At 65.6% G+C, this 23,682-nt stretch carries 15 protein-coding genes; 4 read left to right on the plus strand and 11 right to left on the minus strand.

Annotation, left to right across the window (positions count from 1 at the left end; genetic code table 11):
* Window positions 1-15: 15 nt before the first annotated feature.
* The 9 genes from OVY29_RS10440 to OVY29_RS10480 form a co-directional block, all read right to left on the minus strand.
* A complete protein-coding gene (locus OVY29_RS10440) occupies window positions 16-1,248 on the minus strand; it encodes a GntR family transcriptional regulator (RefSeq protein WP_313911285.1) in 1,233 nt (410 codons plus the stop codon).
* 86 nt (window positions 1,249-1,334) lie between these two features.
* On the minus strand, window positions 1,335-2,261 hold the full coding sequence (locus tag OVY29_RS10445; RefSeq protein WP_313911286.1) for a DUF2493 domain-containing protein: 927 nt from the start codon (window positions 2,259-2,261) through the stop codon (window positions 1,335-1,337).
* A gap of 310 nt (window positions 2,262-2,571) precedes the next feature.
* On the minus strand, window positions 2,572-3,606 hold the full coding sequence (locus OVY29_RS10450; protein WP_313911287.1) for a toprim domain-containing protein: 1,035 nt from the start codon (window positions 3,604-3,606) through the stop codon (window positions 2,572-2,574).
* A 12-nt stretch (window positions 3,607-3,618) separates the two neighbouring features.
* Window positions 3,619-7,977: a strawberry notch-like NTP hydrolase domain-containing protein gene (locus tag OVY29_RS10455; protein WP_313911288.1), complete on the minus strand. Its 4,359-nt coding sequence runs from the start codon at window positions 7,975-7,977 to the stop codon at window positions 3,619-3,621.
* A gap of 93 nt (window positions 7,978-8,070) precedes the next feature.
* The gene (locus OVY29_RS10460; RefSeq protein WP_313911289.1) at window positions 8,071-8,715 is read right to left on the minus strand and encodes an antitoxin of toxin-antitoxin stability system; all 645 of its coding nucleotides are present in this window, start codon (window positions 8,713-8,715) and stop codon (window positions 8,071-8,073) included.
* 64 nt (window positions 8,716-8,779) lie between these two features.
* Window positions 8,780-9,289, minus strand: a complete 510-nt coding sequence (locus tag OVY29_RS10465) for a hypothetical protein (RefSeq protein ID WP_313911290.1) — start codon at window positions 9,287-9,289, stop codon at window positions 8,780-8,782.
* Window positions 9,282-9,773: a hypothetical protein gene (locus OVY29_RS10470; RefSeq protein ID WP_313911291.1), complete on the minus strand. Its 492-nt coding sequence runs from the start codon at window positions 9,771-9,773 to the stop codon at window positions 9,282-9,284. Before OVY29_RS10470 ends, OVY29_RS10465 begins: the two co-directional genes overlap by 8 nt.
* Window positions 9,774-9,922: 149 nt before the next feature.
* Window positions 9,923-12,061 (minus strand): ParB N-terminal domain-containing protein, encoded by a 2,139-nt coding sequence (locus OVY29_RS10475; protein WP_313911292.1) that lies wholly within the window; start codon window positions 12,059-12,061, stop codon window positions 9,923-9,925.
* A 197-nt stretch (window positions 12,062-12,258) separates the two neighbouring features.
* Complete coding sequence (locus tag OVY29_RS10480; RefSeq protein WP_313911293.1) at window positions 12,259-13,173, minus strand: acyl-CoA dehydratase activase; 915 nt, start codon at window positions 13,171-13,173, stop codon at window positions 12,259-12,261.
* A 410-nt stretch (window positions 13,174-13,583) separates the two neighbouring features.
* On the opposite strand from OVY29_RS10480, the gene OVY29_RS10485 reads away from it, so the two are divergent.
* The 3 genes from OVY29_RS10485 (at window position 13,584) to OVY29_RS10495 (ending at window position 17,034) form a co-directional block, all read left to right on the plus strand.
* A complete protein-coding gene (locus OVY29_RS10485; protein ID WP_167921569.1) occupies window positions 13,584-14,375 on the plus strand; it encodes an SDR family NAD(P)-dependent oxidoreductase in 792 nt (263 codons plus the stop codon).
* A 73-nt stretch (window positions 14,376-14,448) separates the two neighbouring features.
* Entirely contained in the window at window positions 14,449-15,630 is a 1,182-nt protein-coding gene (locus OVY29_RS10490; RefSeq protein WP_313911294.1) for a 2-hydroxyacyl-CoA dehydratase family protein, read from the plus strand.
* 27 nt (window positions 15,631-15,657) lie between these two features.
* The gene (locus OVY29_RS10495) at window positions 15,658-17,034 is read left to right on the plus strand and encodes a 2-hydroxyacyl-CoA dehydratase subunit D (protein WP_167921571.1); all 1,377 of its coding nucleotides are present in this window, start codon (window positions 15,658-15,660) and stop codon (window positions 17,032-17,034) included.
* A gap of 64 nt (window positions 17,035-17,098) precedes the next feature.
* On the opposite strand, the gene OVY29_RS10500 is transcribed toward OVY29_RS10495, so the two are convergent.
* Both OVY29_RS10500 and OVY29_RS10505 read right to left on the minus strand, forming a co-directional pair.
* Window positions 17,099-19,261, minus strand: coding sequence for a molybdopterin-dependent oxidoreductase (locus OVY29_RS10500; RefSeq protein ID WP_167921572.1), 2,163 nt, complete (start codon window positions 19,259-19,261; stop codon window positions 17,099-17,101).
* Window positions 19,258-21,201, minus strand: coding sequence for an AMP-binding protein (locus OVY29_RS10505; protein ID WP_167921573.1), 1,944 nt, complete (start codon window positions 21,199-21,201; stop codon window positions 19,258-19,260). Before OVY29_RS10505 ends, OVY29_RS10500 begins: the two co-directional genes overlap by 4 nt.
* A 222-nt stretch (window positions 21,202-21,423) precedes the next feature.
* Here OVY29_RS10505 and OVY29_RS10510 point away from each other — a divergent pair, with 222 nt between their 5' ends.
* Window positions 21,424-23,655, plus strand: a complete 2,232-nt coding sequence (locus tag OVY29_RS10510) for a TonB-dependent receptor (protein WP_167921574.1) — start codon at window positions 21,424-21,426, stop codon at window positions 23,653-23,655.
* Window positions 23,656-23,682: the final 27 nt, after the last annotated feature.

The raw sequence follows: 23,682 nt of genomic DNA on the forward strand, positions 1-23,682 counted from the left end.
TCGCGGTCCGAAGCGCTAGTAATGCATGGTCTTTTTGTAGCGCAGCAGCAGTTGATTCGTGTCCTGCGAATGCAGTCGGATGACCCGAGCGGCATCGTCTGCCCGGCCTTCGCGCATCGCAGCAATCATCTCCCGGCGTGCGGTCACCGAGTCCTTGCGGGGCCGGTGGCGGAGCGAGGTCAGCATTTCGGCTACGAGATTGGCGATCGCATCGACGAGGAGAACCATCAAGGGATTGTGCGTCGACCGAGCCGCGAGGCGGTAGAATTCGGTGGCCGGGCCGATAGCCTTGAGATGGTCGGCCGATGAATTGACCCGCGTTTCAAGCTCGTCAATGGCGAGATCGAGGCGTACAAAATCATCGGCCGTGCCGCGCTGGGCGCCGATCCGCGCGCACTGGGCAAGGAGGCTGGCTCGCACGTCGAGGAGGGCCTCAAGCGGCAACCGGCCGAGGATGAGCATCGAGCGGATCGATGCCTCGATCCCGTCGGAGCCGCTCTCGCGCACGAAGGCCCCACCGCCCGTTCCGCGCCTTACGCTGAGAACACCCGCCACTTCGAGGCTCCGCAAGGCCTCCCGCACAGCCGATCGCCCGACGCCGATATGCGCCGCAAGTTCGCGCTCGGGCGGTAGCCTATCACCGGTCTCCAGCTGTCCGCTGCGGATCTGTTCGAGAATCTTTCCCGCGATTGCCTCGAACATGCGGTGCCCGCCGGCTGGCGACATTCCCGTAGGCCAGAGCGCAACCTCACGCTCCTCATTTGCCGGACTGGCCGCAGCATCGGGTGCCGCAAGAGCTGCCTCCGCCGCGCCCAGCCCAGATGCCTGCTCAACGAACGCAGAGATGTCCGGTCCATATTGGCGAGCCACCCGATCGCGCAGCTCTGGCGTCCGTGCGCCAATATCGCGAAGAACCGCCTCGCCCTCGGCCGTTATCTCGACGAGAAGCGCCCGACTGTCTTGTGGATCTGGCGTCTGCCGTACCAGCTTGCGCGCAGCCAGTTCATTCAACATTCGTTGAACCCCCTGACGCGAAATCTGGAGCTCACGCGCGAGCTGTGCCGCCGAACTGTTGGCGCCTTGGTCGCAGAGCGTTTCGAGCAACTGCCAACGTGCGCTGGTCAGGCCGAATTCGGACGCCAACCTGTCGCGCTCGAGAGTCAGAAGGTTGGCAAGGCGAAAGCTTGCCTGCGTCAGCGCTCGAAAGCGGACCATGTCGGTGCCGGCCGATCGTTGGTTTTCCGTCATCGATCACGGTTGCCATTTTGGCAACATGTTGTCAAATTATCCTGCGAGACGTCCATGTTGGCTCCACCGTCAGAAGATGATCCGCGTCAGCGGCGAAAATCCCACAGCGGAATGCCCATCTTCGAGGCCTTATCGGCAAGATTGTCCTGGATACCGGTGCCGGGAAAGATGATGACGCCGACGGGAAGGGCCTCGAGCATCCGGTCGTTGCGCTTGAACGGCGCCGCCTTCCCGTGACGATTCCAGTCGGGCCGGAAGGCGACCTGCGCGACACCGCGACTGTCGGCCCAGCAAGCGGCCGCGCGTTCAGCGCCGGTCGGGGTGGCGCCGTGAAGAAGGATCATATCTTTGTGTCGCGCCCGGGCCCTATCGAGCGCATCCCAAATCGCGACGTGATCGCCGCAGCCGCCGCCGCCGGTAAAGGCGATCCGCGTTCCCTCGGGAAGCAACGCGGCTGCCTTTTCGCGAAGCCGCGTATCGAGGAAGTCGCGGCTGTCGATCAGCGATGCTGTCATCGTGCGATGCTGCACGCGCGATCCGGTACGCGGTGACCAGGCTTTGCGCAGCAACAGGCGAAACTGATCGGCGGCGGCCTCGCGGAAAAACTCCATCGCGTCGCGCCGCTCGATCAGCGAGATGCCCTCACGCGTCGCCCGCTCAAGTTCGACCGAGCGGATCTCGCTGCCGTCCTGTTCGCGCTGAAGCCGGCGCTGGAGCTGCTCATTATCGTCGAGCTGCCGTTCGACGCGTTCGCCGGCGCGGTGGAAGATATTGACGACATTCCACAGCAGGTCCTCGAGATCGGGCTCGATGCGGGTCTCGGCAAGACAGCCTGCGAGACCGTCGAACATATCGGCGACCGCGCCGCCGGCGAGCCGGGCATCGGGAAGCGGGCGCGGATCGGGCTCATCCTCGAACGGACGATGGCCGAAAAGTTGCATCTCCTGGAGAAGATAAGCGGTCGTCCCGGGCTCGTCCGGACGGTCATGGGCAGGTCCATTAGCATCATGCATCGTCTGTCTCCGTCTGTCGCAGCCGCGCCCCGCGCGGCCTTCGTGGCGACGGCTCGCGGTAGGCGAGGCGGAGGCGCATCGCGGCGCGCCGCGACCGGAGCGCAGCGGAGGATGGCGGACGAAGGCTATTTTGCCTCGCGATGCAAAGGGGCCGCAGGCCCCGGCGGAAAATAGCCGCCTGGCCGCCATTGCGCCCCCGCCTCGCCTGCCGCAGTCGCCCTCTCGCGAAGGCCGGGGCGCGCCACACGGACGTATGCACGGCGCCAGCATCGCATGCCGTCCCTTCCCGCCTCCCGGCAACGCCCGGTCGTCAGAGATATTTCAGGCGATCGGCCGCGGCGAACTGCGTGCGAAGGGCCCCGGCGAGTACGCTGCGACCGCGGATAACCAGGTCGTCGTTGAAATCACCATATTCGGGCTCGAGCGGCAGCAGTTCGATACCGGCCTGTTCGGCCCGTTCGGAAAGAGTGGAGAGCGCAGCCCCTCCGGCCGGATCGTCGTCGCGCGCGACATAGAGCCGTTTCAGTCCCGCCGGAAATACAAGCGCCGCGAGATGGGCACCCGAAAGGCCGGCGATCATCGACAAGGCGGGAACGGCCTCGCGCAGCGAGAGGATCGTCTCGATGCCCTCGCCGGCGGCCATCACGCGAGCGGCGGGCCCGAAGCGGACGCCATGGCCGAGCAAGTTGCCCATGGCTCTTCGGGGATAGGCGACGGGCGCCTTGTCCTTTGTTTCGGGATCGAGCCAGGTGCGATGGACCCCGGTGATCGCCCCGCCCAGGTCGGTGACGGCCGCGATCATCGCGGGCCACGCCGGCCGTCCGCCGGGTACGTCATCTTCCGACGGCCGGTAGAAGCAGTGACGATGATAGCGCAGCGGATCGCTCGCCGAGACGGTGACGATAGACCGCCCTGCCAGATAGTCTGCACCGAGACTGCCCAAGACCGGCTTCGATGCGGCCCACAGCCGGCGCGCCGCCTCGGGCGTTCCGCTCGGCGCCTTCGGCGGCGCCGGGTTTCGGGGCATTTCGGGCGGCGGCGGCAAACTCAGGAATTGCCGCGCTTCCTCGAGCGTCTCGCGGAAGGCCGTATGACCGCACGCTGCGGCGATGACGTCGAGCAGGTCACCATGATCCCCGCTTGCAGCGTCGGTCCATTTCCCCGCCGCACCGCGCCCGTCGCTATGATCGGAAAGGCGGACGTAGAGGCTGCGACCGGGCGCATTATGGACATCGCCCACCAGCCAATAATGGCCCTCGCGGCGTCCGTTCGAAAGATAGCGGCGACACACCGCCTCGGCATTTTCACCAAGACGGCGCGCAACATCAGCGGCGGGACTGGACATGCTGGGGCTCCTTCAGGCGGCCTTGCGATCCTGCACCCTCTCAATCGGAAACCGATCGAGGAGCGCAGCAAACACATCGGCGCCAGCAGCCCCTGCCGGCAGGTAGAGCTTCAGTTTCCACGAGACGATCTCGGAGATCAAGCCCATTGCTTTCAGCCTCTCGACGCCAAGATCGTTGAACCCCGACAGTTCGATCCGCCAATCGTTCATCGCCCGGACGCGCCGCAGCGACTGGCCTTCCGCGAGGCCCAGCGTGATGTCCCCGGCCTCCAGCATCCGCCATGCATCGGGCACGGCAAGGCGCGCAGGCGCTTCGCCGGTCACGCTCGCGGCCCAGGCCGGAGTGACCTTGCGCCCGATGATCCGCTCGCCGGCACTTGTCTGGAGGCGGTATATCCGGGCCGATTCCTTCGGCAGCCGTTTCCAGATCGGGAGCAGCAGTCCGGCGACGATATGCAGCGTCGACATCTCATATTCGGGAAGATCGGCGAGCTCGGAGCTCCAGACCTTGCCAAAGGCTTCGGCGTCGACCGGCCGCCAGTGCGACTGGTCATAGTCCTCGGCGAGCATGTTCGTCTTCTCGAGCGGCCGCTGCAGACCGACGCGCCGATGGACGACGCCTTCGTCGTCGACGAGGCTGCGGGCCCGAACCTTGACGGCGGCGCGACCCGAGCGCGCGTTGACGACAAGCTCGCCGCCCCAGCCCGAGACGATGCCCATCGCGTCCTCGAGCGAGAGCGGCGCGACGCGGTCCTTGCGCTCGATCGTAAGCAACTGCGTCAGCGCGCCGGTGCCGGGATGCGAATAGATCGTCTCGCGCGCGGTCACCGTGAAGCTCTCGGCGCGCAGGGTCTCGAGGCCCGTCTCGTAGGTGCCCGACGCGATCGCGCCTTCAATCCGGCTCGCGAGCAGCCCTTCGAAGATTTCGAAGAGGATGGTCTGGAGATCGATGGTCAGCGCGAGCATCCGATTGAGGAAAGTGGTGATCGGAGGCAGCTCGTCCCGAAGCCCGCCATCGTCGAGGAGGGACAGCCCCGTCGCCGCTTCGAAAGCAAGCAGCGAGCAGCCCTCGACCTTGCCGTCGGCAAGCAGCTGATAGAGCTGGCGCAGCGCGTCGCGCGCATAATGCGATTCCAGATTATCCTGCGGGCGGAACATATTCTGCCCGCCGGTCTGCCGCTGGCCGCGCGTGATCGCGCCCAAGGTGTCGAGGCGCCGTGCGATTGTCGAGATAAAGCGCTTCTGCGCCTTCACATCGGTCGAAACGGGACGGAATAGCGGCGGCTGCTTCTGGTTCGTGCGATTGGTGCGCCCGAAACCCTGGATCGCGGTATCCGCCTTCCAGCCTGGCTCGAGCAGATAGTGAATGCGGCGGCGCTGGTTCTTCACCCCGAGATCGGCGTGGTAGGAGCGCCCCGTCCCGCCCGCTTCCGAGAAGACGAGGATGCGCTTCTCGTCGTCCATGAAGGCGTGGGTCTCGCCGAGATTGGCACTGCCGGGCCGGTTCTGCACCGCGAAGCGCACCGACCCGTCGTCCCCATTGACCGGAACGATCCGGCGCGAGCGCCCGGTAACCTCGGCGACCGCATCGGCCCCGAAATGCTGGACGATCTGGTCGAGCGCGCCCGGCACCGGCGGGAGTGAAGCAAGCTTCTCGATCATCGCATCGCGGTGGCGGGCTGCCTCGCGGTTCACGATCGGATTGCCTTCGCCGTCGAAGACCGGGCGCGACGAGAGATTGCCCTCGCTGTCGGTGCAGGGCTCGTAGAGCTGGACCGGAAAACTGTGCGAGAGATAGTCGAGGACATATTCGCGCGGCGTGATGTCGACCGACACATCGTCCCATTCCTCGGTGGGGATATCGGCAAGCCGGCGCTCCTGCAGCGCTTCGCCGGTCGAGACGATCTGGACCACCGCCGCATGGCCCGCATCGATGTCGCGCGCAATGCTCGCGATCGTGCTCGGCGTCTGCATCGCGGTGATGAGATGATTGAAGAAGCGCTGCTTGGTGCTCTCGAACGCCGAACGCGCCGCCGATTTCGCCTGGGCATTGAGGGTCCCGTGCAGGCTGCTCTTCACGCCCGCTGCCTCCATCGCGGCAGCGAGATTGTTGTGGATGACCTGGAAGGCGCCGGCATAGCTGTCGTAGATGCGCCGTTGCTCGACGGTCAGCGCATGCTCAAGCAGTTCATATTCGACGCCGTCGAACGAGAGCGAGCGCGCCGCGTAGAGGCCGAGCGCCTTCAAATCGCGCGCCAGCACCTCCATGGCCGCGACTCCGCCATCCTCGATCGCCGCGACAAATTCGCTGCGCGACGCGAAGGGAAAGTCGGTGCCGCCCCAGAGGCCGAGGCGCTGTGCATAAGCCAGGTTCTGGACGGTCGTCGCGCCGGTCGCGGACACATAGACGATGCGGGCATCTGGGAGCGCGTGCTGAAGCCGAAGCCCGGCACGTCCCTGCTGCGACGGCTTCTGTTCGCCGCGAACCCCCTTGCCGCCCGCGGCATTGGCCATCGCATGCGCTTCGTCGAAGATGATCACGCCGTCGAAGTCGGCGCCCAGCCATTCGACGATCTGGTCGACCCGGCTCGCCTTGCTTTCGCGCGCCTGACTGCGCAGCGTCGCATAAGTGGTGAAGAGCACGCCTTCGGCGAGCTTGATCGGACTGCCCTGGCGGAAACGCGACAGCGGCGTGACGAGCAGGCGCTCCTGCCCGAGCGCAGACCAGTCACGCTGTGCGTCTTCGAGCAGCCGATCCGAAACTGACAGCCAGACGGCACGGCGCCGGCCTTTCAACCAGTTGTCGAGGATGATGCCCGCAACCTGGCGGCCCTTGCCCGCGCCGGTGCCATCGCCGAGGAACCATCCGCGGCGAAAGCGGACAGCCTGATCATTGTCCTCGCTCGCGGCGGTCACGACGTCTGCCGTCTCGTCGACCGTCCACGCACCCGAGAGATGGCCCATATGGGCCTCGCCAGCATAGATGATAGATTCGAGCTGCGCGTCCGACAATATGCCGTCGGCAATCAGCTGCTCGGGAAAATGGGGCCGATAACACGGCTTCGGCGGTGCGACCGAGGCCATCGCGGCCGACTGCACGAGCGCGGTCGGGTGCGGCCTCGCGCCGGCGATCGCGAGCGATTGGAGCGAATAGGGCTCATAGATCGCCTCGGCGAGCTGCCCCTCGGGCGCCTGCCAGTCGCACGTCTCATAGACAAGCTCGGGCGCCTGGATCGGACCCGCGGATGAAGGCCGCCGTGCCCGCCTGTCGTTCGGCCCACCGGCGCGCGTCGTCGGGGTGGCGCGCTCCGCGGGCCGCATCGGCGCGGTTGGCTGGAGTGGCGGGAGCACCGCGCGGGACGGCAATTGGGCCCGGACCCACTGAAGCAGGGTCGCGAGGTCGGGCGCCTCGCCAACCGAAGGCGCGATATGCGCAGGATCGGTTGCAGCCATCTTGTCGATCACGAGGAGTCGCGTGCTCGTCGTCGTGCCGTGCTTGGCATAGACCTGCCCAGCAATCGCCGCCGAGAAGAGGATCGTGCCCTGGGCCTGGAGGCGCACGAAGGCATCGCGCCAGGCTGGAGCGTCGGGCGCGCAATTGGCGCCGACGATCGCGACCAGCCGGCCCCCGTCCGCGAGGCGCGCCAACGCCGAGCCGATGTGCCGGAGGGCTGCGTCGCGCATGGTTCGTTCAACGTTGGCCACCGCCGAAAAGGGCGGATTCATCAGAACCACATTGGGGCGCACGGCAGGATCGAGGCGATCGTCGATCGATGCACCATCATGCCGGGTCGCGGGGCTGCCGGCGAATAGAAGGCTCAGAAGATCCGCGCGCGGCCCTGCCAGCTCGTTGAGCGCAAGGCGCGCTCCGGCAAGCTCGGCGTGGATGGCGAGCATCCCTGTCCCTGCGGATGGTTCGAGAACCAGGTCGCCGGGCTGTATCGAGGCGGCACGGGCGGCGACGAATGCGAGAGGAAGCGGCGTCGAGAACTGCTGCATCGCCTGGCTTTCGAGCGAGCGCCGCGTGTGCGTCGGGATGCGGCCCGCAAGCCGCTGCCACATGGCCAGCTGCGCGATCGGCGTCAGCTTGCGGACCGCGGGCGTGGCGCCATAGCGGCGCAGCAGAAGGATTTGCGCGACCTCACAGGCATCATAGGCCGCCTTCCAGTCCCACCCACCCTCGGCATCGCTCGCACCGAAGGCCCCGGTCATCGCCGCGCGCAGCGCGGCCGTATCGAAGGGCCGCCCCGCTTCGAGGAGCGGCAGGATGGCCCCACCGGCCGAGAGCAACCGTGACGCGGCTGCTGCCGATGACGCTTGCGAGACAGGGCACGCGACGGCGGACGCCGCGCGAGAGGGCAAATTCTGCATGTCGGAAGATCCTCGGGAGAGCAGGAAAGGAGCGAGGCAGCGGCCGCTCTCTCTCGGACCCGGTGGCTCACCCCCTTCCGGCCAGCCTCTCCTCTAACCGAACCTTTCTCCATCCTCGGTGAAGCTGTAGCCATTGGCGGCGATCGCCTCGTCAACGGTCTCGTCGGATGTCAGATAGTCATATTCGTCCTCGAGCTTCCCGTAGAGCCAGCGGGCAAGGTCGCGGAGCGCTTCGGCGACATCGTCCTCGGCGGTCGATGTCATCGCCTGATAAACGGGACTGTCCCGTTCGACGCCGATCTCCATGCTATACTCATGATAATATCGGCCGCGGTGCGTGATCCGCGCACCGAGCTGGAAGAAATTGCTCCACTGAATGGTCAATAGCGCATCTGCGATCCGATGCAGTTCCTCGTCTTTCGGCGCATATGCGCGGACGGCAGATGCGCTTCCGCGCGCATAGCTATAGTCGCCCTCGAAGCAGGCTCCGTCGCCCTGGCTCGCGAAGCCCGAGAACCAGATGCAGGGTGTTCGCCTTGTGCCCCCGCCATGAAGGCGCACCGGCACGCTCGCGAGGGCGATACCGAGGATCTCGCAGATCTGCTCGAAGTCGGCATAGACCGCCCAGTACCAGTCGTCATCGAAAGCGCCCTGCCGATACCAGTCCCGTGCCCTCTCCTTCGCTGCCTCCGACAATTCCGCGAGGCTGTAGACGGTCGTCTCGATAATCTCGGCCATGACAATCTCCTGAAACGAAAAAGGCCCGGCGCTGTGGCCGGGCCAGAGTGGTGTGTCCGGTGGGTCAGGCGGCGGCCTGCCCTCCCGCCTTCAGCCGGTGCCGCGCGTCGTCGAGGAAGGAAGCGGTCGACATGGTCTCGATCGCATCGGCGGTGATCAGCGTCGCCATCCCGCCAAAGCCATCGGGCCGCATCTTGGTGCAGGTCCAAGCCGCTACGACTTCGATATCGTCGAGGCCCTCGCAGCGTTTCACGATGTCCTGGAAAATGCCTTCATAGCCAATCACCGACATATCGAGGGCAAGCTCGCCTTCGGCAGGATCGAGTTTGCGCAAGTGATCGCGAACCACCGTCACGGCGTAGCTGTCCGGGAAAGGATCATCCCCAAGCAGTCGATGCACCTCGGGAAGGTCGAGATGGAGCAGGTCGTTCACATACTCCTCCGCGAAGAAATAGACCGCGTCCTCGGCGCCTTCGTGGCTGAACATTCCGATCAGCAGCCGATGCTCGAGCAAGGTCATCGCGCTGCGGGGAATGTCCGGGCGCACGATCGTTGGTGATTGATAATCAGCCATGCGCCACCTCCTGCGCAGTGGCTGCGACGCCAATCTCCGGATCACCCTCGACGACAAGCGGCGGCACGATGAACTCGGCCTCGTCGAAGTAGGCGAGAGCTGCATCAACGCTTCCACGCCGCCCGACTTCATGCCGGTCAATCAGGACCCGGTCGGCTTCATCGACGATGAAGCTGTCGGGTGCGCCTTCGCCACGGAATACGATCCGCTCGGCACTCCATTCGGCCAAGAAGCCGCCGGCCCAGAAGCGGTACGGAAGACCATGGTCGTGGCAAAAGGTTTCGAGCGCCTCGACCTTGCCCCACGCGACCTCGTTCGCGAAAAGCTCGAGCGGTTCGCCCACCGTCCGGTGTGACGGCTCGAAGGCCTCCCCGTCCCATTCGATCGAAAGGCCCTCGGCGGCGATGACCGCGACGAGCTCGAGATAGGATTCGGGCGACAGGGTGCCGCCGAGGGTGAAAGTTACCGAGACGCGGTCAGCCATGATCGCCTCCCTTGGTCGAGGCCGACGACGCCGGCACGGCGAGAAAAGCAGAATTTCGCATTTTCATTCTCCAGAAAAAGCGAAAGCCCGGCATTCGCGGCCGGGCTTTCGAAGTCACAGGTCAAGTTCGCGCAAGGCGCGGACGGGAATTATTCGGCAGCGATAGCGTCCGGATCGCCGGCTTCGTCACCTCCTTCCTCGGCGAGAAAGGCGGGCAGCTCGGCGTCGCCATCGTCGTTGGCCGGCACGCTCGCCGCTTCGGCCCCACCGTCCGCAAGTGCCGACAGTTCCAGCATGGGGGTCCGGAGCGGCTCGGGCAGCCATCCCGCATCTTCGAGCAAGCGCTCGGCCTCGCGTGCCATGTCGCCTTTCTTCAGATGGTCGATCATCCCGGCGAAATTCTCGCCGCGCGCCTCGGTGACGTCGGCAAGGATCCGCGGCTTCGGAACGCTGTTGAGATAGCCATCGGCGGTCGGGCGCCACCCGGCCTCGACGACGTCCAGCCCCACGGCGCGCGCGAGGATGTGGCTGTGCGCGAGGCGGCGTGCGATGCCGTGCGCCGAGACGCGGCCGTCATAGCCCCTTACGATCTCGGCCTGCGCATTGACCGACAGCGACGCACAATGCGCGAAGAGGCTCGCGCGGTCCTCGTCGCCGAGTTCGAGCAGCCAGTCCCAGACATCCTTGTCGCTCTTGGGGAGCCGCGCCCGCCATTCGTCGATCCGCGCTGCGATCGCCTGTCCCGGGGCGCAATCACGCAGACCCGCCGGGGCGTTGGAGAAGCCGACCGACTGGACCGACGTCTGCAGGCAGCTTTCGCGGCTGTATCCGTAGAAACAGGACAGCACGAATGCATGAAGCACGGCGACATAGGCCGTGTCGGGGCTCTGCGCGAACGCATCCTGAAGCGCGAGCGTCCGCCACGCCGTGAGATCCGACACCAGACGATCAGGCAGCGGCTTCAGCCCGCTTTCCTCCTCTTCGGGTTCGGTCGCAGCTTGACCGGGCGCCGTGGCCGCCGTGTTCGCGCGCTTGCCGGCACCATCGTCGGCACCCGCCGCGTCATCGCCAGCTTCCTCGCCATCCGCCGGCTCCGCCTCAGGCTCGTCTTCGGGTTTGACAAATCCGCGCTCGACGCGCAGCCGGCCTTCGGGATCGATCGAGACGAAGGCGCCGGCGATCGCGACTTCGACGGGATCGTAGATGACCGGCCGATCGCCCAGCCAGCTGATCTCGGCGTCGATCGCCTCGAGCCGGGCATGAACCTCGTCGGGTACATCGTCCGCGTCGCTCCATTCGTCGCTGAGCGCCTCGCCCTCGGCTTCGAGCGCCGCCACGCGCTTCTCCTCCTCCTCGGTCATCGCGACTTCGTCGCCCGCGAGCAGCCGCATCCCGCGTCCGGGATTGAAGACATGCTCCTCGGCCGCATCGACCCACTTCCAGCCTTCGCCCCCGATCCGCAGCGCCTCAGCCTCGAGCTTCGCGGCGACGAGCCGGTCGAGCAGGCCGACATCGGTCAGCCACCCGCCATGATCCGTTTCGAACAGGTCGCGCACCACGCTGCCCCCCGCCTCGACATAGGCATCGAGGCCGACGAAGCGGACGCGCTTGTCGGACACGCGGACGCTGTTCTCGGTAAGCTTCCGGCGCACCCAGGAAGGTGAGGGATCGTGCGCATCGGCGATCATTTCCCAGACCTGAAGCTGCCGCTCTTCGTCGCCCGCGACGGTGAAGGCCATCAGCAACTCGAGCGACATACGGTCTTCGCCATAGATGTCGAGGAGCGTCGGCGACACCGATGCGAGTTTCAGTCGCTGGCGGACGACCGCAGGTGTGACGAAGAAATGCGCCGCGATGTCCTCGATCGCCTGCTCCTTATCGACAAGGGCCTGCATCCCCCTGAACTGGTCCAGTGGATGAAGGTTCACGCGTTGCGCGTTTTCAGCGAGACTGTCGTCCTCGGCGAGAATGGCGTCATCCGCGGCGCGGACGCGGCATGGGATGGGCGCATCCTTGGCAAGCCGCCACGACTTGACGAGCAGTTGGAGCGCGCGATAGCGCCTGCCGCCGGCCGGAACTTCATAGTCGCCGGTTTCCTGACCCTCGGCGTCGAGGATCGGACGCACGTTCAGATTGTGGAGCAAACCGCGCCGCGCAATGTCGTCAGCAAGGTTCGCAATTCCCTCGTCCGGCCGCACGCGCCGGACATTGGCCGCCGACAGGATTAGCCTGTCGAAGGGTATGTCGCGCGAGGGACTGAGGGTGATTTTCGGTTGCGTTCGGGCCATGTGCCATCTCCGTGGCAGGCCGCCGCGAGACTCTCTCCCGGCTCGGAACCTGCCGCGAAGCCCCCTCCCCTCTCTCCCTCTCGCCGGACCGCGGCAATGGAATGTAGCGAGCTTGGGCGCGGCCAAGCCGCGACGCTTGGAACTGGCTCTTTGCGGCTGGTAGCTGCGGTTGGGACAGATACCGCCGCGGCTTGTCGCTAGTGCGTGGATTGCGCGGCAGCGGCCGCTGCCGCCGGGTTGCCCTTGCATGCCGGGGCGCAGCTCCCGGGAATGCCGATCCGGCTCTCCAGATCGTCATCGTTTTCAGGCCGGGCGGACCGCCCGAGAGAGGCCCGGTAATCGTCGAGCGCCAGCAACGCAGCGCCCAATGCGCCCGCGATCTGCGGCCTCTCGGGCAAGAGGAGCGGCATGCCGAGAACCTTCTCGATATGGTGGACCGCAGCCGGGTTCCGGGCAACGCCGCCAGTCATCGCGACAGGTCCGACCTTGCCGACGCGACTGACGAGGCCCAGCGTTCGGTTGGCGATGGAGGCGTGGACTGCGGCGAGGACGTCGGGCTTGCCATGACCTTCGGCGAGCAACGAGATGACCTCGGTTTCGGCGAATGTCGCGCACATGCTCGAGATCTTGAGCTCTTGCTCCGCCTCGAGCGCGACACCGCCCATCGCGTCGAGCTCGATCTCCATGGCGCGGGCCAGCACTTCAAGAAACTTGCCCGTGCCGGCCGCGCACCGATCGTTCATCGCAAACTGGACCACGAGACCATTGGCGTCGACGGCGATGACTTTGCTGTCCTGGCCGCCGATATCGATAACGAGACGCGCCTCGGGTACCATCGCAACCGCACCGCGGGCGTGACAGGTGATCTCGGTGTAGTTCTTTTCCGCGATGTCGAGCATGCGCCGGCCGTAGCCGGTGCTCACGGTCCGGACCATGTCGGCCTGGGTCAGCCCGGCGTCACTCAACGCATCGGCAACGGATGCCACGACCCCCTGCCCACTGACCGCGCCCATATGAGCGACGTTCGAGGCGACGATGCCGCCGTCGAGGTCGAGAATGACCGTCTTGGCGGTCGTCGATCCGAAATCGATCCCCATCACAAAAGCGTTCATTACCTTACCTCTCCAATCAGACAGCGGGCATTGGACCGTCCGCAGTGATCCGCCGTTCGAATTCGCACCGGGCCTGTCAGTCAATGCGCCGCGCCAGGGCACCGCTGCATTGCGGACAGGCGCATGGTTGGGGCGACCGGGACATATAGCCTATAGCATTAATAAATGAAATTCATCAACTGGCAAGTTCGGCAGACGCATGCGCGAGCCTGGTGGGACGAAACAGGCCGCTGGCGGTTCCGACTCCTGTCTCGCGAGCACGCCAACGAGCGAAAAATTTGTCCCACTTTTCCTTCAATTCCGTTCAATTCGCCAGCGCTCCGCCCACGAAAGGACGGCCGGTATAATTCCCCCATTGACGCCTAATGAGTTTTACTCAACAATGAGTCGGGAGAGGACGGAAGCAGGAAATGGACGAGAGAGCGGGCGCAAAGCCCTTTTCAGAATGCGGCGTATTGATTGCCGGCGGCACGTCGGGCGTGGGACTCGCCTCGGCGATCGGCTTCGCGCGCGAAGGCGTGCGGGGCATCGTCCTGCTCGGCCGCAACCCGGAACGCGGCGCGCAGGCGGTCACCTCGGTGCTGGCGGCAGTCCCGAGCGCCTCGGTATCGTTCATCAGCGCCGATGCTTGCGACATCGCCGACATCACGCGCGCCGCAGAGGCCGCGCGCGCGAAGCTCGGCTCTATCGACATTCTCCTCAATTCCACCGCGAGCAATTATGCGCCCGACCTTCTGATGCGGACGCCGATCGAGGACATATCGGGCATTTTCGATCGGCTCGTGCTTCCCCCCATCTACCTGACGCGCGTGGTGCTCCCATGGATGCGCGAGCAGAAGAGCGGCTCGATCATCAACATGGCGTCGGACGCGGCGAAGACGGCGACGCCCGGCGAAACGATCGCCGGCGCCGGCATGGCCGCGATCGTCATGTTCTCCCGCACGCTCGCGATGGAAGCGAAGCGCGACGGAATTCGCGTGAACGTCCTCACGCCTTCGCTCATCGCAGGAACCCCGACGGCCGATCTCGTCACCGGCGGCGGCTTCAGCGCGAAGCTGTTCGAGAAGGCGGCCGCGATGGCGCATCTCGGTGTCGCCGTCCCCGAGGACCTTGCCGACATGGTCGTCTTCCTCGGCGGGCCCCAGTCGGCGCGGCTCACGGGTCAGGCGATCAGCATCAACGGAGGCATATCGGCGGCATGATGCCTCCTTATCAATCGGGTCCGACGTCGGACCATGGCGAACGGGACTGCAACTCCGTCGCCCGGAGAAGAAAATGAACGGCGCAGACAAAATCAATCTCATCCTCGGCGAGCTCGCCGGAGTTGCCAGCGACCCGCATGGCTATGCCGCCGCGTGGAAACAGGAAACCGGGCGAAAGGTGATCGGGGTCTTCCCGATGAATTTCCCGTCCGAGCTTGTCCACGCCGCGGGCGCGCTTCCGCTCGTCGTCCAGGAAGACGAGGCGCCGATCACGCTTGGGCGCAGCCTGCTCTATGAATTCTACTGCGGCTACACGCGCAGCATCGTCGACCAGGCAGCAACCCGGAAGTTCGACGTCTACGACGCCTTCTATCTCGTCGATCATTGCGTCGCGCTGCTCGGCGCCGCCGACGCGCTGCGCTTCGAGATACCCGACAAACCGGTCTTCCTCGCGCAATATACGGCCTCGATGGACGAGGGGTGGACGCCCGCCGAGATCCGGAAGCGGGTCGAGGACCTGCGCGGGGCGCTCGCGGAATATTGCGATGCCGCCCTTTCTGACGACGAGATCGCGGCCAGCATTGCGGCCTACAACCGCAATCGCGACATGCTGCGGCAGATCTATGCGCTGCGGCGCTCGGGTAAGATCGCGCTCACCGGCCGCCAGATGCAGATCTTGGTGAAATCGAGCATGATCATGGAGGTCGGAGCGCATAACGAACGTCTCGATGCGCTCTTGCCCTTGCTCGAGACCGGCCTGCCGGCACCGGCCAACCTCGTGAAACTGCATCTCTCGGGCCATTTCTGCCATGCGCCGCGGCCCGAGCTTCTCGACATGATCGAGGATTGCGGCACGGTCATCGTCGACGACGATCTCTTCACGGGGTTTCGCTTCATCGCGACCGACGTTCCGGCCGACGGCGACCCGATCGCAGCGCTCACGCGCTGGTATTTCGATCGCAACACCCATGTCCCCTGCTCGACGCGCTCGCAAATGACCGTCGATTGGGAGGAGTATCTCGCCCGCTCGGTCCATGCGAGCGGCGCCGAGGGCGTGATCATCCTGCTCGCGAAATTCTGCGAGCCGCACATGCTCTACTATCCCGAGCTGCGCAAAGAGCTGATGCGCAGCGAAATCCCGCACCTGCTCATCGAGACCGAGCATGAGGGCCTGGCGCTCGAGATGCTGCGGACCCGGGTCGAGGCGCTCCTAGAGACGATACGCCTCAGAAAATTGCAGCCCGTCCTGGCCTGACCGGCTCGAACCCGAAGGAATGATCTGATGTCGCTGATAAAGCAAAACGCTCAGCCGAAGCTGGTGATCCCGCAAACGGGTGCGCCCGCCAATCGTCTCGTCAGCACGCGAAGCGGCGGCAAGATGGTGAAGGATTATTGGGACCGGCTCTTTTCCGCGCGCGAGCGCGGTGCGACCGTCGTCTGGTATAATGGCGCGGCGCTCAATCCCATTTTCCAGGCCGCAGGGATCGAATGGTGCCATGGCGAGGCTTTCGGCGCGCGCCTGGCCGCCATGCATCTCGAAGGTCCGGCGCAGCGGATGGGCGAGGAATATGGCTATAATCAGGAGCTTTGCTCCTATGCGCGCACGACGCTCGGATGCGCGGTGCTGACGCAGAAGGAAGCCGCCAAATATGTGAATGCGGGCGATGGCGCCGATGTACCCGATATTCCGAGCCAGGAGGTATTGGCGAGCAAGCTGCCGCCGCCCGATCTCTTCGTGAATGCCTATGCGGGCTGCAGCACCGGCCAGCAGTGGGACGAGATTTCGTACCGCCTGTTCAACAAGGAGCTGCCCTTCTTCAAGGTCTCCTACCCGCTTCTCTGGGGCAACAAGGCGGACGCCGGCTATCTGCGCGGCGAGGAATGGATGGAGGCGTCGCGCTATGTGGCGGCGCAGATCCACAAGCTCATCGAATTCCTCGAGTTTCACACCGGACGCCCGTTCGACTGGGACGCCCTTCGCGAGTCCATGCACTATATCAAAAAGGCGGCGCAGCTCCGGCTCGACGCGCTCGCGCTGTGCAAGGCGACGCCGACACCGGCGGTGTTCTGGGACTGGGTCGCCAGCATCGCGCCGATCAATTTCCTCCCCGGGAACCAGGACCTCGTCGACTATTTCGCCGGGGTGAAGGCCGAGATCGAGCAGCGCGTGATCGACGGCGTCGCAGCACTGCCGGGCGAGCGCTATCGCCTCGCCTTCGACGGCATCATGAACTGGAACAAGGTCGGCTGGCTCGCCAACCAGTTCGCCGACCATGATGCCGCGGTCATCTGCGGACGCTATACGCACAGCAGCTTCTGGAACGAGCCGCACCTGATCGACGAGGATGATCCCATCCTCGGCATGGCGCAGCATTATCTTCTCTGCCCGTTCAACCACAGCACCAAGACGCTCGGCGAACTCCTGCTTCGCGACTGCGAAACCTATGGCATCGACGGGGTCGTCTTCCACGCCACCCGAACCTGCCGCTCCGCCTCGAACGGACAGATGGTGATGGCGAAGATGGCGCAGGCGCGCGGCATCCAGACGATGGTCCTCGAAGGCGATGTCGCCGATGCCTCCTTCTACAAGGACGAGATTTTGATGAGCCGCCTCGAGGCGATGCTCGAGACGATCGACGTTCGGCGCCGCAACTTCTGAGCCGGCGGCTGAACTGACAAGCTCCCATCCGGGGCGTCGGCGAAAGTGCCGGCGTCCCGCCTTTTTATCCGGGCTGGTCCGACTTGTCCGTCCGGCGCACGACGTCGACCGGCACGTTCGACATCAGCGGCTGGCCCGAATAGCGGTCCCATATCTCGTCGTTCGAGATGAGGCGCGTCGTGTTGCTGCCAAGCTCGCGATAGTCGCCGTCCTGTTCGGGCAGCGCACCAAAGCCGAAGCTCATCGACACCGACCCCGGCCGCAACGCCTCGTCGGCATGCGCGATCCCCGCGATAGCGCCGCGATCGGATATGACATCGACGCTCTCGCCTTCCTCGATCCCCAGCTCCGACATGTCGCCGGGGTGGAGAAAGACCGGGTTATAAGGCCGTGCCGAAGGCGGCAGCGCGCCAACGAAGCTGCTGTTGTAAACATGCATCATGCGGCGGCACAGCAGGCTAAACCCGCGCGCCGGCTTCGCGCCAGAGGCAGCGTCCGCTTTCAGGTCGGCGATCATGTCGGGTGCCGCGAGATCGAAGCGGTGTTGCTCGCCCTCGCCTTCGCCGACGAAGACGGGATCGCCCGGGAAGATGGCGCCGCTCTCAAATTTGCGAACCTCGTCGAGCGCGACGCGCGAGCCTTCGCAGAGCTGCGCCAGCACCGCGTCGGTGCTCGGCTTCGCGTCCATGTCGACCGGGCGCGCCGGCATGCCCGCCAGTCCCGGCGCCACCGAGAGGCTGAGCCCCATCGCGCGCGCGAGCTCGTAGAAGAATTCCCATTCCTCGACGACGTCCGAGCCCGGCGGCGGATCGAGCAGTGCGGGCGAATATTGGGCATAAGGATCGGACTGGCCGTAGCCGGTGCCGTTGCGTGTCAGCCAGTCGAGTACCTGCGACGTCCCGGGCACCTCAAGCCAGATCCGCGGCGCGATGACGAAGTCCGCGACCCGCGCGGTGGCCGACATCCAGGGATCGATCTGGACGAGCAGGTCAAGCGCGTCCATCGCACGCAGCGTCTTTGCCTGGTCGGGCCAGGCGCCGACCGGGTTGCCGCCGCAACTGATGAGCGCGCGGACCGGCATCTTGCCTTCGCCGAGAATGAGGTCGGGCAAGGCGGCGGTCGGCATGCCCGCCGCCGTATTGCCGAGCGCGCGCACGCCGAGATCGGGGCCGAACGCATAGGCCGGGCCAAAGGGCCGCACCTGCGCGCGGGCGGGAACCGGCGCAGCGAGAGCGCCCGGATGACGCACACGGTCGCCCGCGCGCAGCCAATATCCGCACAGGGTGTGAAGATTGAGGAGCAGATATTCGATCAGGGTTCCGCGTCCCGACATATTGGGACCGGTGCCTGCCATGATATAGCCGCGCCGCGTACCGCCGAGGATCCGTGCCGCCGCGACGAGCGCATCGGGGTCGATCCCGGCGCGCGCGGCGACAGAGGCGACGTCGAATGCGGACACCGCTTCGGTGAGCTCGTCCAGCCCCTGCGCGTGCCGCGCGACGAACGCCCGGTCGAACAGATTCTCCGCGATGACGATCCGGATCATCGCGGCGATGATCGCGACATCCTCGCCCGCTTTCGCCTGCAGATGGATATGCGCGCGCTTCGCGACATCGCTGCGCCGCGGGTCGAGAACGATGAGGCGCGCGCCCGCGTCAAGGCGCTCGTTCAGCCATTTGCCGGGATTGCCATAAGGAAAGCCCGTGAAGCTGATCAGCGGGTTCGACCCGATCAGGAAAATCACCTCCGGATCGTCGAACCCGATCGCGGGCGCGTCCCAGTCGCCGTGCAGCGCCTGCGCGATTTTCTTGCCCGGCTTGTCGATCGTGCCGGGACTGAAGGCCATGGGGCTGCCGAGCGCGGCCATGAAGCCGCCGAAGAAAGGCATGGTCGCGGCCGACGCCGCGAAATAAGTACCAAGATAGCCGGCGATCGCTTCCCGGCCGTGCCGCGCGGCGATCGCCTCGAGGCGCGCGGCGATTTCGCCGATCGCGTCGCGCGACGCGATCGGCTCGAAACTCCCATCGGGCTTGCGGCGAAGGCTGTGGCGCAGCCGGCGCGGATCGGCGAGCAGCCTGCCCTGCTCGCGTCCCTTCACGCAGGTAAAGCCGCGGTAGACGGGATTGTCCTTGTCGCCGCCCACCTTGACGGCAACGCCGTCCTCGACTTCGACCTTCAGCGCACAGCCGTTGAGGCAGAGCCGGCAGAAGCTGTGGTGAAGCGTCAAGTGACGGCTTCCGCCCGCGCCTCCGCCGCAGCGGGTTCGACACGCGCCGAAAAGGCGAAGCCCTGGAGCACGGCGGACAGCCGCGCGCGCAGCGCCGCGTCGGCCTCGGCGATGCGCACGACGACGTCGGGCCGCGCCTTGCCGGTGACGATCTCTATGCCCACTATCTCGCCGTCATAATGCGCACCGAGCGCCGCGCCGACCGCGCGGCGGATCGCAAGTTCGCGCAGCGCCGGCTTGAAGATCTTGCCGACGGGCGTGAGCGGCAGGCCCGGCAGCACGACAACGGCAACGGGGCATGCGGCGCGCTCGGGGATGGCGGTCCGGCAATATTGGACCAGCTCGGCTTCGTCGACGACGGCGCCGGGCGCGGCCTCGACGAACGCGAGCGGGAGCTCGCCCTTCTCGCGGTCGGGAAGCCCGACCGCGGCGGCGAGGAGAATGTCGGGGCGCCGCACCAGCGCCTCCTCGATCAGCGCGGGGTCGATATTATGGCCGCCGCGGATGATCACATCCTTGGCGCGGCCGTCGATCCACACGAACTGGTCCGCGCCGACACGGCCGAGATCGCCCGAAGAGCCCCATGCGCGGCCGCCCGGGCCGCTCTCGACAAAGAATTGCCGGTCGGCAGCGGCATCGACATATCCGAGCGCAAGGCACGGACCCGAGCCGATGATGACCCCCTGCTCGCCGGGCGCCATTTCGCGCACGAAGCGATTATGCTCGTCGACCTCGACCGCCTTGATGTCGTGCCAGGGCGTGCGCACGCCGACCGAACCGATGAGCGGGGGCATGGCGTTCGGCATGCAACCAAGAAAGCCGTGAAATTCGGTCGCGCCCCAGACTTCGCGCAGCTCGATCCCGAAGCGCTCGGGAAAGGCGCGCCCAAGTTCGAGCGGGATGGTGCTGCCGCCCGAACTGAACGTCCGGATCGGATGGCCTTCATGGTCGGCGCCCGGGCTCGCATGAAGCGCGGCCGCCGTGGTCGGCGTCGCGATGAGCGACGTGATCCCGTGTGTCTTGACGATCGGCCAGAAGTTGCCGACGACCCCGCGGTCGCGAAAGCCCGCGGGACTGAGCAGGACCACCGTCTGACCGAGTACCGCAGCGCGCAGCGCAAGCATGAGCATGCCGCCGACGTGGAACAGCGGCATGCCAAGCCCGATGACCTCATCTTCCTCGGCCCCCATCACCGCGCCCGCGATCCAGCCGCTCAAGGCCATTCCGCCTTGGGTGAGGCGCGCGAGCTTGGGAACGGCGGTGGTGCCGCCGGTGGGCAGATACATGGCCTCCGAGTCCCATTTCCCTTCGGGCTCGAAATCGAGCGCGTCGCCGTTTCGACTCTCGATTGCGCCGGAAAAGTCGGACGCGGGATCGTCGCCGCCGACAAGGAAGACATGATCGAGCCCCGGCACCGCCGCGACGATGTCGGCGAGATGGTCGGCGGCGCTCGGACCGTGCGCGGTCGTGGTCACGAGCGCGGTGGCGCCAACGGCCTTCAGGATCGAGATGACGAGCGCGGGCTCGAGGTGCGGGTTGATCGGGTTGACGACGCCAGCCGCGGTCGCGCCCCAGGCGGCGACGAGCGCCTCGGGGACGATGGGAAGCATCAGGGCGACGACGCTTCGCCGATCGCCGGCAAGATGGTGAAACAAATTGGCCGCCGCGGTCGACTGGCGAAGATAGTCGCCATAGGTCAATGTCGCATCGACATCGCCCGAGCCGCCGGGCGCGAGCGCGACGATCGCGGTCTTGGCGGGGTCAATGCTGGCTGCCGCGGCGAGGCAATCATAGACGGTCTCGCCGGCAAGGACCGACCGCGCGGGCACCGACTCGATGGCTTCGACATCGGCGATTCCCTCGATCCGGCCGCGCATGAAGGGCGAGCCCGGCCCGGCTCCGGCAACCCAGCCCCGGCTTTCCCGTCCCGTCGAACCCATTTCACTCTCCCGAATCGTGTGGTGCGGACCATCATCTTGCCGTTGCGCACTCGTTAATGAGTTTAATTTCAACAGCAAATCTCCGGGCAAATTTGCATAGAATCCCCTAGAAAGCAAGCCGTTCGGCAAAGAGATAAACTACTTGACTTTTTTTCCGCTCGGCAACAATCTCCTTAATGAATTCAATTCACCGCCGCAGAGCGGTTAGCTAGGGGAGAGAAAATGCGGCACGGCTTCAAGGCATGGTTGGTTTGCAGCACCGCGGCGGCGGCCGCTTTGTGGACGCCGGCGGCGCTCGCTCAGGAGAGCGGCACCGACAGCGGCGAGACCCAGTCCGAGGCGGCGACGACGGCGCGCGGTGCCGCGGCCGCTCTCGAGTCCGAAGACATCGTCGTGACCGCGCTCAAACGCTCGGACAATCTCCAGACCGTCCCCGTCGCGATCTCGGCCTATGGCGAAGAGCAGCTGCAGGCGATCAACTTCCGCGACATCGGCAGCCTCGGCTTCACGATGCCGAACGTCGCGCTCGACGATAATGGCACGTCGAAGGGCTATGCGAACTTCTCGATCCGCGGCATCGGCGTGAACAGCTCGATCCCTTCGATCGATCCGACCGTCGGCCTTTTCGTCGACGGCGTCTACCAGGGCATCAACGCGGGCCAGGTCTTCGACAATTTCGATCTCGAGGCGGTCGAAGTGCTGCGCGGTCCGCAGGGCGTATTGTTCGGCCGCAACGTGACCGGCGGCGCGATCCTCGTGCGCACCCGCAAGCCCACCGACGAATTCGACATGCGCGGCCGCATCGCGGTCGAGACGGGCCTGCGCGTCGTCGCCGATGCCTCGGTCTCGGGGCCGATCATCGAAGGCAAGCTGCAGGCGAAGATCGCCGCCTATTACAGCTATGACAATGGCTGGTTCACGAACCTCTTCGACAATAGCGAGTTCGGGAAGGACCGGCAGTTCATCGTCCGCCCGATGCTTCGCTTCACGCCCTCGGACAATGTCGAGGTCCTGCTGCGCTATGAGCATGGCGAGGCGAACGGCGATGGTCCGGCAACGCAGAACCATGCGCTCTATTCGCGCGACTCCCACGACTTCCTCGTCAACGACCGCGGCTTCTTCCACAACAAATGGGACTCGCTCACCGGCGAGATCAACGTCGACGTCGGCTTCGGCGACGAAGGCACGATCACGAACATCGCCGGCTGGCGCCGCTTCAAGGGCGACACGCTGTCGGACCTCGACGGCGTGAATACGGTGCAGTTCAACATCGGCACCTTCACCGACCAGGAGCAGTTCAGCAACGAGCTCCGCTACGCGGGAACCTTCGGGCGCCTCAAGCCGACCATCGGCGTCTATTATTTCACGCAGGACCTCACCTATCTCGAGGACCGTACGCTGGCCGGCGGCGCGGTCCGCCGCGCGGGCGGCGGCATCGGCACCTTCCAGACCTTCGGTGCCTTCGGCGCGGTCGACTGGGAGTTTGTCGATACGCTGACCCTCAACCTCGGGCTTCGCTACACCTGGGAGAAGAAGGAGGTCGAGATCGCGACCGTGCGCGCGGGCGGCGCCAATTACCCGGCCCGCACGATCGTTGCCGACTTCCTCAGCGAGAAGAGCTGGAACGATCTCTCCCCCAAGATCGGCCTCCAGTGGCAGCCGAGCAACCGGACGCAGGTCTATGGCTATTTCGCCAAGGGTTTCCGCAGCGGCGGCTACAACTTCCGCAACACGCTGCTCGGAGCGCCTCCGGGACCGTTCGATTCGGAATCGCAGGACGCCTATGAGTTCGGCGTGAAGCAGCGCATCCCGGGCGGCCGCGTCAGCCTTGCGGTGTTCCAGAACACGATCAAAAATATCCAGCGCGAAGTGCAGGTGCCGGTCGTCGGCGTCGGCATCGCGCAGCTGATCCAGAATGTCGGCACCGCGCGCGTGCGCGGCTTCGAGGGCGAGGTGCAATTCTCGCCCGTCGACAATTTCGTGCTCTCGGGTCAGGTCGGCTATACCGACGGCAAATATACGTCGCTCCTCGTCGACCTCAACGGCGACGGCGTGATCAACGCGACCGACTTCTCGCTGAAGCTGCCGCGCCAGTCGCCCTGGACCTATGGTGCGAGCGCCACGCTCGATATTCCGATGAGCACGGGGGTCGTCTCGGCGCGCGTGTCGTTCAACCACCGCGACCCGGCGTTCCACACCGACAACAATCTCGGCTTCTACAAGGCGGTCGACCTCGTCGACGCCAATCTGAGCTACACGCTCGACGATGGGTCGGTGACGTTCAGCGTCTATGGCAAGAACCTCACCAACGAGACGACCTATGGCAATGACGCCGTCCTGCCCGACACCCCCGCGTTCGGCGGCGACGGTCCGGCGGGCCCGCGTCCCTTGCCGACCTTTTCGCCGCTCGGACGCGGACGCGTGATCGGCGGCGAAATCAGGTTCAATTTCTGACGGACCGCCGCCGGCGCCGGCAGTTGG

Source organism: Sphingopyxis sp. SE2 (assembly GCF_032227185.1).
Classification (GTDB): Bacteria; Pseudomonadota; Alphaproteobacteria; order Sphingomonadales; family Sphingomonadaceae; genus Sphingopyxis.

What these genes read in the sequence shown, in the direction of transcription:
- OVY29_RS10440 (WP_313911285.1), bottom strand. Translation starts at nt 1,248, where the DNA reads ATGACGGAAAACCAACGATCGGCCGGCACCGACATGGTCCGCTTTCGA.
- OVY29_RS10445 (WP_313911286.1), bottom strand. Translation starts at nt 2,261, where the DNA reads ATGCATGATGCTAATGGACCTGCCCATGACCGTCCGGACGAGCCCGGG.
- OVY29_RS10450 (WP_313911287.1), bottom strand. Translation starts at nt 3,606, where the DNA reads ATGTCCAGTCCCGCCGCTGATGTTGCGCGCCGTCTTGGTGAAAATGCC.
- OVY29_RS10455 (WP_313911288.1), bottom strand. Translation starts at nt 7,977, where the DNA reads ATGCAGAATTTGCCCTCTCGCGCGGCGTCCGCCGTCGCGTGCCCTGTC.
- OVY29_RS10460 (WP_313911289.1), bottom strand. Translation starts at nt 8,715, where the DNA reads ATGGCCGAGATTATCGAGACGACCGTCTACAGCCTCGCGGAATTGTCG.
- OVY29_RS10465 (WP_313911290.1), bottom strand. Translation starts at nt 9,289, where the DNA reads ATGGCTGATTATCAATCACCAACGATCGTGCGCCCGGACATTCCCCGC.
- OVY29_RS10470 (WP_313911291.1), bottom strand. Translation starts at nt 9,773, where the DNA reads ATGGCTGACCGCGTCTCGGTAACTTTCACCCTCGGCGGCACCCTGTCG.
- OVY29_RS10475 (WP_313911292.1), bottom strand. Translation starts at nt 12,061, where the DNA reads ATGGCCCGAACGCAACCGAAAATCACCCTCAGTCCCTCGCGCGACATA.
- OVY29_RS10480 (WP_313911293.1), bottom strand. Translation starts at nt 13,173, where the DNA reads ATGAACGCTTTTGTGATGGGGATCGATTTCGGATCGACGACCGCCAAG.
- OVY29_RS10485 (WP_167921569.1), top strand. Translation starts at nt 13,584, where the DNA reads ATGGACGAGAGAGCGGGCGCAAAGCCCTTTTCAGAATGCGGCGTATTG.
- OVY29_RS10490 (WP_313911294.1), top strand. Translation starts at nt 14,449, where the DNA reads ATGAACGGCGCAGACAAAATCAATCTCATCCTCGGCGAGCTCGCCGGA.
- OVY29_RS10495 (WP_167921571.1), top strand. Translation starts at nt 15,658, where the DNA reads ATGTCGCTGATAAAGCAAAACGCTCAGCCGAAGCTGGTGATCCCGCAA.
- OVY29_RS10505 (WP_167921573.1), bottom strand. Translation starts at nt 21,201, where the DNA reads ATGGGTTCGACGGGACGGGAAAGCCGGGGCTGGGTTGCCGGAGCCGGG.
- OVY29_RS10510 (WP_167921574.1), top strand. Translation starts at nt 21,424, where the DNA reads ATGCGGCACGGCTTCAAGGCATGGTTGGTTTGCAGCACCGCGGCGGCG.